The sequence below is a fragment of the Mycoplasma sp. P36-A1 genome, assembly GCF_049478495.1.
Taxonomy (GTDB): domain Bacteria; phylum Bacillota_I; class Bacilli_A; order JAJDGJ01; family JAJDGJ01; genus P36-A1.
Map to the genome: position 1 here is coordinate 1,353,147 of NZ_CP168083.1, position 12,967 is coordinate 1,366,113.

The following is a 12,967-nucleotide window of genomic DNA, read 5'->3' on the forward strand; positions in this document are numbered from 1 at the left end:
TTAAACTTTTATCTTAAAAGTAAAAGAACATAGACAATCAATTTGTTTATGTTCTTTTTTGTGTTGCTATTATATTTCTTTAATCTATTTGTTTAGATACTATTTTTACAATATCAATTATAATATCTCTTGCTTTGGCCATGGATTCTAAAACAGTAAATTCAAATCTTCCATGAAAGTTATTTCCACCTGTAAATATATTAGGGCATAATATTCCATCATATGATAACTTTGATCCATCTGTTCCACCTCTTATTGCTTTTATATTAGGTGTGATATCATTTTTTATAAAAGCTTTTTTAGCTATTTCAACACATTTTGGATTTTTTAATATTGGAATTGCCATATTATAGTATTGATCTTTAATTGTAACTTCTATTTGTAGATCTTTCTGTTCTTTTTTCATTTGTTCAACAATCTGGTATATGTACTTTTTTCGATATTCAAATATATCGCTATTATGATCTCTGATAATATATTCTAAGATACTTTTTTCAACATCACCACTCATATTAGTTAACATATAAAAGCCTTGATAGTTATCTGTCAGCTCTGGTTTATCAGCTTTTGGTAACATACTATGAAATTCATATGCTTTTTCTAATGAGTTTATCATTTTATTTTTAGCACTACCTGGATGAACGTTTAATCCCTGTATTTCTACTTTTAAACTTGCAGCATTAAATGTTTCATAATTTAATTCACCAATTTCACCACCATCTACTGTATAAGCATAGTCTGGTTTAAAATATTCAAGGTCAAAGTTATCTATTCCACTACCTATTTCTTCATCAAAGGTAAAAGCTACAATTATATCTCCATGTAATATAGCTTTATTATTGCTATAGTATTCTAACATTTCCATTATTATAGCAATTCCAGCTTTATCATCACCACCAAGTAATGTAGTTCCATCACTAGTTATAAGTGTTTGATTTTGATACTTTTTTAATTCATTAAATCTTTCAACACTCATTACTTCCCCTGTTTTAAAAACAATATCTTGTCCATTATAGTTTCTATGAATAATTGCCTTAACATTTTCTCCACTGTAATCAGATGATGTATCTATATGTGCTACAAATCCTATTTTATCTACCTTATAATCTAAATTGCTTTTTAGAGTTGCGACTAAATAGCCATTACTATCTTCTTTAACTATAAGATTCATCTCTTGTAGTTGGTTTTTTAATATTTTTGCTAAGTCTTTCTGTTCTTTTGTACTTGGAATTGTTGTGGAGTTGGGATTGCTTTGAGTATTTACTTTGGTATAACTTATAAATCTTTGTAAAAGCTTTTCATTGTTCATTTTATTTCTCCTAATCTAGATTTTTATATTAAAAAACAAGATATTAACTATCTTGTTCAATTTTAGTTTTTTCATTTTCTATATTATCATTCAGTTCATTTTTTAATTTATCAGCAGCTTTAATAGGAAGTTCTATTGTAAAAGTTGATCCTTTTCCTTCTACTGATTCTACTTCAATATTACCATGTAGTTTTTCTATTAAATTTTTAACTATACTTAATCCTAAACCAAAACCACCACTATCACGATGTCTTGATTTATCTACTCTATAAAAACGATCAAATATTTTAGCTTTATCTTCTTCTGAAATACCTACTCCAGTATCTACAACAGCAATTTTAATTTTGCTGTTATTTCTCATAGCACTAACACTTACACTACCTTCTTTAGTATATTTAATTCCATTGTTTACTAAATTTATTATGATTTGTTTTAGAAGTTGATAGTTTGAATTAAGTGGAATTTCTACATAATTATGAAATTCTACTGGTATTCTAGTCTCTTGTGCCTCATAAATAAATCTTAGTTCATCGAATAGTTTAGATAATGATATTTTATCAATATCTATTTCTGTTTGCATAGTAGTTGTTAAATTATCTACTAATCCATTTATTCTATTTGCTTCTGAGTTTATTGTACCAATTATTTTTTTTATTTCTTTTTCATCTGTAATACGACCTGAATCAATTAAATCACTTAAACCTATAATTGCTGTTAAGGGTGTTTTAACCTCATGTCTTAAATCTGATATAAAGTATTGTTGTTGTCTATTTAAATCTTTTATTGAAGTAACATCATGATAAGATATTAATATTGCTTTTTCATCATTGCGACCTATTTTATCTAAATCGACATAATAATCCTTACCATCAATTATTTTATCTATTCTAATACTGTTGTGGCCACCTCTTACAAAGTCATCGATTGTTTTATCTGTTTGTAAGAATGTTTGTTGAGTTATATCAATTTCATCATGTAATTTCAAGAAACTTGTATTTGCTGCGATAACATTTTTATCAAAAGTTATCATTACTGCAGGTGATCGTAGACTAATTACCATATCCCCTAGGATTCTATCTTTTTCGTCTAGGTTTCTTTGAAATTTTTGATGATCATCTTCATTCTTTTTTATATATCTTGATCTTAAGTAATACGATATGATGACAAAGAGAAAAACCAGGTTAACAACAATAATCATTGTTTCCCTGGGGATTATATTATCCGTAAAAAATTCGTCTACATCGTTATTGAGCTTAAACGGAGATAGATAATCACGCAGTGAATAAATAACCTACACCTCTTTTTGAAGAAATTCTATTTTTTAAATCTAATTTTCTTTTTAGTGATGATATGTGAACATCAATAACTCTTAAATCATTTAATTCATCATGACCCCATACTTTATCCATGATTTTTTCACGACTTATAACAATGTTTTTATTTTCTATTAAATAAACTAACATATCAAATTCTATCTTAGATAGTACTATTTCTTGACCATCTTTTGTTGTAGAACGTTTATCTAAATCGATTTCAACATCGTCAAATTTAATTATGTGGCTATTTCCTTTTTTAGTCTTTCTTAAAAGTGCATTAATTCTTGCATTTAGTTCTCTTGATGAGAATGGTTTTGTCATATAATCATCTGCACCTGCATCTAAAGCTCTAACAATATCCATCTCTTCATTTTTAGCTGTTAACATTATAATTTTTAGATCATCATTTGTTTTTCTAATCTCTTGAATTACACTAAAACCATCTCTTTGTGGAAGCATCCAATCCACAATAGCTAAATCATAAAAATTATTTTGTAACTTTTCTAATCCTTCTTGCCCATTATCGGCAAATTCTAATTCATACTGCTCTTTTAGATCATACTCAAGTAGCATTTGTAATGCTGATTCGTCTTCAATTACTAGTATTTTTTTCATTGTATTATCCCCCATTATAGTTCGACAAAAGTACCATTTGCGATAAATATTATTGCCTCGCAAATATTATTAATGTGATCTCTTGCTCTTTCAAGATTTCTCATTACACCCATTAATAAGACATACGACTCTACATTGTCCTCTTTTATTAAGTCAAAAGGATTACTTTTTAAAGTCTCATTCAATACTTCATCTATTTCATTTGAAGAAGCTAACTTGTAAGCAGCGTTAACATCTTCTTCATTTATTATAGTAACACAATTCTCTAACATTTTCACAACAATATTAGACATTTTCATAGTATTTTTTAAAAATCTTTCAGTTAGGAAGGTTTTGTCGGTATTTACTATAGCTGTTTTAGCTATACTCTTTGCATAATCGCCAATTCTTTCTAAGTCATTTGATATTTTTAAAGCTGCAATTAATCTTCTTAAGTCTTTAGCCATCGGTTGATATTTCGCAAGAGAAACCATTACTGTATAATTGATTTGTTCTTCTAAGTGATTGATGATATCATCTCTTTCAATTACCTTTACTGCTTTTTTATTATCTGCTTGTAGTAATGCTTCAACTGATTCTTTGTGGTTTTTAATTGTTAACTCAAACATTCTTAACACTTCTTCTTGTAGTTCTTCTAATGTTGCATCGATTAAATTTTTTACCATTTTATTTCCTCCTATCCAAATCTACCTGTTACATAATCTTCTGTTTCTTGTTTATCTGGATTTGAGAAGATTGTATCAGTGTTGTTGTACTCTATTAAATCGCCCATATAGAAAAATGCTGTATAATCAGAAATTCTTGCTGCTTGTTGCATTGAGTGAGTAACTATTATAATAGTATAGTTATCTTTTAAACTTTCAATTAGCTCTTCTACTTTTGCTGTTGCAATTGGATCAAGAGCACTTGTTGGTTCATCCATTAAGATTACTCCTGGATTCATTGCTATTGTTCTTGCAATACAAAGTCTTTGTTGTTGACCACCTGATAATGACATTGCAGATTCATGTAATCTATCTTTTACTTCATCCCATAAAGCTGCTTTTTTTAAACTATCTTCAACTATTTTATCTAAAGTTGCTTTATCTTTTGTTCCTTGACATTTAGGTCCATAAATTACATTATCATATATGTTCATTGGAAATGGGTTTGGTCTTTGAAATACCATTCCAACATTTTTTCTTAAACTTAAAACATCACTTTTAGAAATATCTTTACCTTCATAAAGTATTTCTCCTGTTATACTAACGCTATCTATTAAGTCATTCATTCTATTTAAGCATCTAAGAAATGTTGATTTACCACTCCCACTTGATCCTATTAATGCTGTGACTTTATTCTTATAAATATCTAATGATATTCCATGTAATGCATGTTTACTTCCATAATATAAATCTAAATTTTTTATTTCAAACTCTGTTTTTAAAGTATTATCCAAGTTTAGTACCCTCTTTTCTTCTTAAAGTGTGATTTCATTAGTTTAATACTTAAGTTTAATACAATTACTATTATAACTAATATTAATGCTAATGAGTAGGCTTCATTTATTCCACCTTCTGCATATGTTGGTTCTTGTAATATTAAGTATAATTGTGTTGCTAAGGTTGCTCCAGGATCCATGATAGATGTTGGAAATTTTGCTAAGCTTCCTATTACAAATAAGATTGCTGCTGTTTCTCCTATTATTCTACCAATAGCTAGTACTATACCATTTATTATACCATCTACGCATCCAGGTACAACTACTTTTACGACTGTATCAAATCTTGTAGCTCCTAAAGCTAATGAAGCTTCTATTTGAGAACGCTCTATTGTTTTAATTGCTTCTTCTGTATTTTTAATTAGTAATGGTAATATTACTAATGAAACAGTTAATGATCCTGCTAATATTGATCGATGCATTCCTACAAAGTAGATAAAGAATGATAATCCAAATAATCCAAAGATGATAGAAGGTATTCCTGATAATGAATCAATTGAAAATCTTATTATTTCTAATGCTCTATTCTTTTTAGCATATAACTGCATGTATATTGCACTAAATACTCCTATTGGTACTGCAATAACTAATGCTATTAAGATTACCATTAAAGTTGAAACTATTAATCCTGATGATCTAAATAGTAGCTCTAAATTAAGGTTTGTTATTCCTTGTAAAAAGACAAAGTATACTATTGCAACAACATTAATTAATAATATCGCAACACATAAATATATTAGTCCTTTTAAAATGTTATTTCCTAATTTGCTATTAAGCATTTTTAGCACCACCTTTTTTCATTACATATAATAATATTAAGTTTAATATCATTATTAGTATAAACAAGATTATTCCTGTTGCATATAAGGCATTTTGATGCAGTCCTGAAGCATATCCCATTTCTGTTGCAATGTTTGAAGTTAATGTTCTAACTGGATACAAAAGATTGCTTGGATTGTTTACCGCATTTCCTGATACTAGCATTACAGCCATTGTTTCACCAATAACTTTTCCTGCTCCTAAAACTATTGCAGAAAAGATACCTGTTTTAGCTGCTTTTAAATCAACTTTAAACATTGTTTGAATTTCATTTGCTCCTAAAGCTAAACTTGCTTCTTTATATGATTTATCAACAGCATCTAAAGCTGATACTGAGATTGATATAATTGTTGGTAGACTCATTAGTGTTAGTACTGCTACTGCTGCTAATAAACTATTACCAACTACTCCATGTATATAATAAAAGTTGTCATAGATGAATTTCACTAGGGTTTTTAGAATAAAGAAACCAAATATTACTGATGGTATTCCTGCTAATAACTCTACAAAAAACATTACAAAACTTTTTAATTTTGGTGTTGCTATTTTAGATAAATATAATGAACATAATATTCCAATTGGTACTGCAATTACTAATGATAATATTGTTGTTGCAAAGGTTGCTAATATCATTTTTAATAGTCCAAATGATTGAGGTGAGGCATCTGGTGCCCAACGTCCATTTAATATCATTTGAAAGAATCCATATTCTTTCATTGCAGGAAATCCTGATACAAAGATGAATCCAATAATTACTATTAATATTATTGCAGCCAATAAAGCACTTATTTTGAATAACGTTTCAAAAATCGTTCCTTTAAGTTGTCTGTTTTTCATTTTATTGCTCTACTTTCCCAGGTATGAAACCTGAATTTCTAATCTCTTTTTGTCCATCTTCACTCTTCAAGTACTCAATGAACTGTTTGACATCAGTATTTTCTTTCATATAAAGCAGATGAAAGTCTCTACTTAATATGTACTGATTATTTGAAATTGTCTCTTCATTTGGAACAATACCATTTACACCAATTAGCTTGATTTTTTCATCAACTGAGTCAACTGATATATAACCTATTGCTCCTTTTTTCTCGCTTATGTTTTCTATTACTGCCCCTGTTGAATTCACAACGATTGGGCCTAATGTATCTACGATGCTTGATTTGTCTTCTTGAATCAAGTCAGCCGTTTCTTCAAAGGCTGATTTTGTACCACTTCCACTTTCTCTTGAAACTAAAACTATTGGTACATCAAATCCGCCTAATTCTTTCCAATTTGTAATTTTTCCTGAAAAGATGTCGTGTAATTGATTTACAGTTAAATTTGAGATGCTGTTTTCATTACTTACTACTACTCCTATAGCATCTATGGCAATTTTGTAATCAACTAGTCCTAATTGTAGCTCATCTTCGGCCAAAGGTCTTGAACTCATTCCAATATCTGAGACTTTTGATGCTGCAGCTTTAATACCTGCACTAGATCCATCTGCAGCCAATACTATTCCTTCGCCTGTTTTTTTAGTGTATGCCGATGTTAATTTTTCCATCAATGGCGCAACTGAAGTTGAACCTGATATTTCCATTTTTATCGATGATTCACTACAACCTGTTAAACCTACTATTAATAGGGCAATACTAAAGAATTTTAATAACTTTTTCTTCTTCATTCACACAACTCCTTTTCGTCATAATAATATCTAAAATCCATAAAATTTAAAAAAATATTTAGTTAATATTAAGTTAATTTAATATTATGTTCACTTATAGATAAGTTATGATTTCTCATATTAAATATAATAGTATTTTTAGAAATTATAACATAGACTTTTTAATATAATATTTAAATTGATAATAAAAGATTAAGCTTTATTACTTATTTATCAAATTGATTTATAGAAATCATTTTAAGCAATAAAAGCTACTTTTAGTTATTTATTATATTTGTGGAGTTATTTTCAAAAAAAGTTCCTATTGGAACCATTACTTTTATTTTCCTGCTTTTACTGGTACAAATCCAGCTTCTTTAATTGCTTCTTGTCCATCATTGCTTTGTAAATACTCTATAAATGAACTTACATTTTTATTTTCCTCTTTATATACTAAGTGAAAATCTCTACTTAACGGATATTTTCCATCACTTATTGTTTTTTCTGCTGGTATTTTTTTATCGATTGATAAAAGTTTTACTTTAGAGTCAACTGAATCAACAGATATGTAACCTATTGCTCCTTCTTTTTGACTTACATTTTCAATAACTGCACCAGTAGAATTTGCTGTTATTGGGCCTAGTGAATCTACAACACTTGACTTGTCTTCTTTAATTAAATCTAGTGTCTCTTCAAAGGCTGATTTAGTTCCACTTCCACTTTCTCTTGAGACTAAAACTATTTGTAAATCTTCTCCTCCAAGTTCTTTCCAATTCACAATTTTTTTTGAAAAGATGTCATGTAATTGTTGCATACTTAAATCTTTAACACTGTTTTTATTATTAACCACTACTCCTATAGCATCTATTGCTACTTTGTAATCGACTACTCCACTTTGTAGTTCTTCTGTTGTTAGTGGTCTTGAACTCATACCAATGTCTGATACTTTTTCAATCGCTGCTTTAATACCAGCACTTGAACCATCAGGTGATAACACAATTTCTTCATTACTGTTTTCTGAATAGACTTTTGTTAGCTTTTCCATCAATGGCGCCATTGACGTTGATCCAGATATAGTTAATTTTGCTGCTGAGCTACTACAAGCACTAATGCTTGCTACAATTAAACCAAAACATAATAATTTTACTAATTTAAATTTTTTCATTTCTTACATCTCCTTTTCGCATATATAATAAACTCTATAAATTAAAGATATAAAAATAAAATGTTAACTTTTAGTTAACTAGATATTATGGTTTTTTATAGATATTTTTAACTTAAAGTTGCTTTATATAATTAAATTTTAACAATAACTTGATTATTATTTATATCGATATAGAATTAATTTATAAAAAAAGAGCTTTAATAGCTCTTTTCTGTTTATTAGATGTCTAATAGGTTTATTGGTTTAATTTTTCGGCATAAATATAGAAAAGGTGTGTCAATTAGAGATGTAAATATATAAATTATATAAGTAGAAATTATAACATTTATCAAATCAGTATTACTAAATACACCATAAAATGCTACAAGATTAAAAAGTATGGCATTTAATAGTTGTGATATTAAGGTTGAGCCATTGTTTCTAATCCATAAGTATTTACTTTCATCTTTATTAAATTTTTTGGTAATACCCCACCACATATAATATAATCTTACATCGATTAATTGTACTATCACATAGACAAACAATCCTGCAAAAATAATTCTTGGTGAATTTGAAAACACTAGTTTAAAGTGCGACATCATTACATCACCTTCAGCTGGGCTAAAATGTAGCCATAGTTGTGATGCTGCTATAAAAGCTAGTAAAATGATGAATCCAAGCATTACAATTCTATCGGCAGTTTTTCGATCATACTTTTCACATACTAAGTCTGATACTAGAAATGAGGTTGCAAAGGCTACATTTCCAAGTGTCATGGTCATTCCAAAAGCATTTACTAATAACATTACTTCGATATTTGCTAATAATAAGGCAACTACATTCCATACTACTAATCCATACTTTCCAAATAATTTGTACATTACTAAAAATAGTCCAAAGTAGATAAAGACACTTATTATTAATAATAGTTCATTACTCATTTATTGTTCCTCCTCTAAAAAAAGTGTTTACTTAGAAACACTTTTTCTGTTATTAATGTTTATTAAATTTATTTTTTTCGCCTCTTGAAGAGATATTGTATGATAAATCACCAATTCTTTCAAGGTCGCTTAAAATATCTACATACAAAGTAACTGGAATTGGATCCATTTTTTCTTTGTTCTTAACACGTTCCATATAAGATTGTTTTGCATTTCTTTCAAGGCTATCTAAAACATCTTCTTTTTCGCTAACATTATTTGCGAAATCTTGATTAAATGTTTCAATAATTTCATTAATGTTATCTAAAATTCCTTCACATACATCAAACATCTCTAACATATCTGCAAGTGCTAGTGGTGTTAAGGCTTGTTTAGCACCATAGATTTCTTCAAATGATTCCATTATATTAATACAGTGATCTCCTATACGTTCTAAATCTTTTAATGTATATAATAGATCGTTTAAGGTTGCATTATCTTCTGGACTTAGTGGATATGATGAAATTTCAGTTAAGTAATCTGAAATACGACTGTTTAAATCGTTTACTACTTCTTCATACCCTTCTATTTTCTCTACTAATTTGTAATCTTTTGAAACTACATATTCTTTTGTCCTTTTTGTCATTTTTAAACAAATGCGAGACATTTCTTTTGTAGCATTTTTTGCTAATTGTACAGCAAGGTTAGGTGATTCTGCAATTATAGATGTATCTAAGACAACTGTTGGTACAAAATCATCTTCATTTTTTTCTTTCCATATCTTACTTACTATTGCTGCAATTATTCCTATACAGGGTAGTAATGCAATCGTGGTTGCGATGTTAAACGATGAATGGGCAAATGCTATTTGCATTTTTCTATTTAAGTGTAGTCCATCTGCTGCCCATTCTACATATTTTAAGAAGAATGGATAAATAAGCATAAAGAATGATGTACCTATTACATTAAATAAAACATGCGCTGTGGCTGCACGTTTGGCTGCTATAGTACCTCCAACTGCTGCTAAGATTGCTGTTATTGTTGTACCGATGTTATCACCAAATAATATTGGTAATGTACCTTTTAAATCGATAAGTCCATCGTTGTATAGACTTTGTAGTATACCAATTGTTGCACTTGATGATTGAATTAGTAATGTCATTGCAACACCAAGAAGTACTCCTGAAATACTGTGGTTTGATAATTGTGTTGTTAATTCATGGAATAATGGCATATCAGCTAGTACTTTTAATGCTGATCCCATAACATCTAAACCATAAAATAAACAACCAAATGAGAATATTAATGAAGCAATATGCTCTGTTTTAGGTTTTTTTGAAAACATCATCATAAATGCTCCTACTACTAAAAAGTAAGGGGCATAAGCTGTCATATTAAAACCAATTAGGATTGCTGTTATTGTTGTACCAATATTTGCACCCATTATGATTCCAATAGCTTGTTTTAGGTTCATCAAACCTGATCTAACTAAACTAATTGTTAAAGCTGTTGTCCCAGAACTTGACTGGATTAGGGCTGTTGTTGCCGCACCGACAAACACAGCTTTCACTGGATTAGTTGTGTATTTGTCAATTAGAGATTTCATACCTGATCCTGCTAAGATCTTAAGCATGTCTCCCATCATTTTAATTCCGAATAAAAATAGTCCTAGACCTGCAAACACTTTTAATAAATCAAAGTTCACGTCTTGTGCCTGGCTAATAAATTCTTGCATTGAGAATCCTCCTATATGTATAAGTTACCTTAATATTATATAACAATATCCATAAAATGTACAAGATGATTTTTAAACATTATGGATAATTTTATAATTTAGTTTCATTTTGATTATAACTAGGTTAATTATATAAATTTGTCTAAAATCATATTAAATATGTATGTATGCGCTACCTACTTGTCTTAGAGATGATTTTGAAATCAATTCTATTATTTTTTCACTTCTTTTTTTGTTTTTTTATCTTAATATATTTATAATAGTTTAATTATTTAACTTATCTGAGATAAAAAAATTTTTATTTATTTTGTTGATTCATGATTAATTTTTATCTTTTATTTGTATTATTTATAGTGGTATATTTATTACCATTTATTTGATTAGCTAAAATATTTAAATTTTCAGTATTTTAGCTTGTTATCTAGTCGTTTTTATAAAAAAAGTCTTTTTTTAATTTTATTATAATATGCTATTTTTATATTTGCTATTATCTAATTTTAAAATTAAGATGAAATGAATATACATAAAAAGATGTAATGTTTGATTAAAATCAATAGGTTCTATAATTTATAGGGTGGAATAACAAATTCAAGTATTACTTGAAATGTTATCCACCCTTAAATTGTTAATATAAAGAAAAAGACATTTATCTTTGTTATAATTTAAGCGACTAAAATAAATTAAGGAGATAAATGTCATGATTAATAATAACATAATTAATAAAAACAATAAAGAATTAAAAGAAATTATTGGAATTAATGACTCCAATATTAATATATATAAATTTCAAGATGAAAAAATTAAAGATAATATTTCTAAAGTATTTTATGGAATTCTATTTTTTAATGATAATGTTTGTCCTAAATGTAATAAAGTTCATAATAAATTTTATGTACATAATAAAAAAGTATCTCTTATTAAATTACCTATGGTTTCTGGTTTTGATGCTTATTTAAAGCTTACTAAAACTCGTTACAAATGTATGGAATGTAATAAAACTTTTATTCCTGCTAATACTCTAACAAATCCTGGATGTTTTATTTCTAATAAAGTTAAATATCTTATTGCTCTTAAATTAACTAATATGCTTACTTGTACTTATATTGCTAAAGATCATAATGTATCTACACATTCTGTTTTTAGAGTATTAGATACTTATGCAGAGGCTGCTAAATCTACTACTATTAAATCCTATTTACCAAAAGTACTTCATTTTGATGAGTTTAAATCTACTAAAGATGCTGATGGCAATATGTCCTTTGTTATTATGGATGGTGAAAAAAGAAAGCTACTAGATATCGTAGAAAACAGACAAAAAGCTTACTTAGAGAACTATTTTAGCTACTATACAAAAGAAGCTATTGATAATGTTGAATATATTGTAATTGATATGTATACACCTTATATTGAAATCATTAAAAATGTCTTTACTAATGCTAAAATAATATTAGATAGATTTCATATTTATCAGAATTTAACTAGAGCCTTTAATAAAACTAGAGTTGCAATTATGAATGCAGATGAAAAAAACAGAAATAAGTTCAAAAATTTTTGGAAACCTATATTACAGTTAAAAGAGAATCTTTCAGAAGTGATGTTTAAGCATGCAACCTTTAATTATAAGTTCACAAACAATAAAGCAATTCTAAATTATTTAATCGAAAATAATGAGGACTTTAAAAATAATTATGAAATATATCAAGATTTACTATTTTCTTTAAAATACAATAATATGGAAATGTTTAAGAAAACAATTGATCAGCCTAATAAATTAGCTTCAGATAAAATTAAAACTTGTATATCTACCTTTATTAAGTATTTTGAATATATTAAAGATAGTTTCGATGTTGAGTATAATAATGGAATAATAGAAGGTACAATATCTAAATTCAAGAAGTTAAAAACAATATCTTGCGGGTTTAGAAGATTTGAAAGATTAAAAACTAGAATAATAATACAAGAATTATTAATTGTATAGAAAAAG

12 protein-coding genes are annotated in these 12,967 nt (G+C 27.7%); 1 reads left to right on the forward strand and 11 read right to left on the reverse strand.

Annotation, left to right across the window (positions count from 1 at the left end):
• Positions 1-79: 79 nt before the first annotated feature.
• From pepT to ACD762_RS06665, 11 genes are all read right to left on the reverse strand, one after another.
• On the reverse strand, positions 80-1,309 hold the full coding sequence (gene pepT, locus ACD762_RS06615) for a peptidase T (protein ID WP_423363188.1): 1,230 nt from the start codon (positions 1,307-1,309) through the stop codon (positions 80-82).
• A gap of 43 nt (positions 1,310-1,352) precedes the next feature.
• On the reverse strand, positions 1,353-2,507 hold the full coding sequence (locus ACD762_RS06620; RefSeq protein WP_423363189.1) for a sensor histidine kinase: 1,155 nt from the start codon (positions 2,505-2,507) through the stop codon (positions 1,353-1,355).
• A 55-nt stretch (positions 2,508-2,562) separates the two neighbouring features.
• Positions 2,563-3,240, reverse strand: a complete 678-nt coding sequence (locus tag ACD762_RS06625) for a response regulator transcription factor (RefSeq protein WP_423363190.1) — start codon at positions 3,238-3,240, stop codon at positions 2,563-2,565.
• 14 nt (positions 3,241-3,254) lie between these two features.
• Positions 3,255-3,905 carry a phosphate signaling complex protein PhoU gene (gene phoU, locus ACD762_RS06630; RefSeq protein WP_423363191.1) on the reverse strand — a complete coding sequence of 217 codons (651 nt, stop codon included), beginning with the start codon at positions 3,903-3,905 and terminating at the stop codon, positions 3,255-3,257.
• A gap of 11 nt (positions 3,906-3,916) precedes the next feature.
• Entirely contained in the window at positions 3,917-4,678 is a 762-nt protein-coding gene (pstB, locus tag ACD762_RS06635; protein WP_423363192.1) for a phosphate ABC transporter ATP-binding protein PstB, read from the reverse strand.
• Between the two features lie 2 nt (positions 4,679-4,680).
• Positions 4,681-5,499 (reverse strand): phosphate ABC transporter permease PstA, encoded by an 819-nt coding sequence (gene pstA / locus ACD762_RS06640; RefSeq protein WP_423363193.1) that lies wholly within the window; start codon positions 5,497-5,499, stop codon positions 4,681-4,683.
• Complete coding sequence (pstC, locus tag ACD762_RS06645) at positions 5,492-6,376, reverse strand: phosphate ABC transporter permease subunit PstC (protein ID WP_423363194.1); 885 nt, start codon at positions 6,374-6,376, stop codon at positions 5,492-5,494. Before pstC ends, pstA begins: the two co-directional genes overlap by 8 nt.
• 1 nt (position 6,377) lies before the next feature.
• On the reverse strand, positions 6,378-7,202 hold the full coding sequence (locus tag ACD762_RS06650; RefSeq protein ID WP_423363195.1) for a phosphate ABC transporter substrate-binding protein: 825 nt from the start codon (positions 7,200-7,202) through the stop codon (positions 6,378-6,380).
• A 319-nt stretch (positions 7,203-7,521) separates the two neighbouring features.
• Entirely contained in the window at positions 7,522-8,346 is an 825-nt protein-coding gene (locus tag ACD762_RS06655; protein WP_423363196.1) for a phosphate ABC transporter substrate-binding protein, read from the reverse strand.
• A gap of 218 nt (positions 8,347-8,564) precedes the next feature.
• Positions 8,565-9,269, reverse strand: a complete 705-nt coding sequence (locus ACD762_RS06660) for a queuosine precursor transporter (RefSeq protein WP_423363197.1) — start codon at positions 9,267-9,269, stop codon at positions 8,565-8,567.
• Between the two features lie 52 nt (positions 9,270-9,321).
• Positions 9,322-10,983 (reverse strand): Na/Pi cotransporter family protein, encoded by a 1,662-nt coding sequence (locus ACD762_RS06665; protein ID WP_423363198.1) that lies wholly within the window; start codon positions 10,981-10,983, stop codon positions 9,322-9,324.
• A gap of 697 nt (positions 10,984-11,680) precedes the next feature.
• On the opposite strand from ACD762_RS06665, the gene ACD762_RS06670 reads away from it, so the two are divergent.
• Positions 11,681-12,961, forward strand: a complete 1,281-nt coding sequence (locus ACD762_RS06670) for an ISL3 family transposase (protein WP_423363199.1) — start codon at positions 11,681-11,683, stop codon at positions 12,959-12,961.
• The last annotated feature ends 6 nt before the right edge of the window (positions 12,962-12,967 follow it).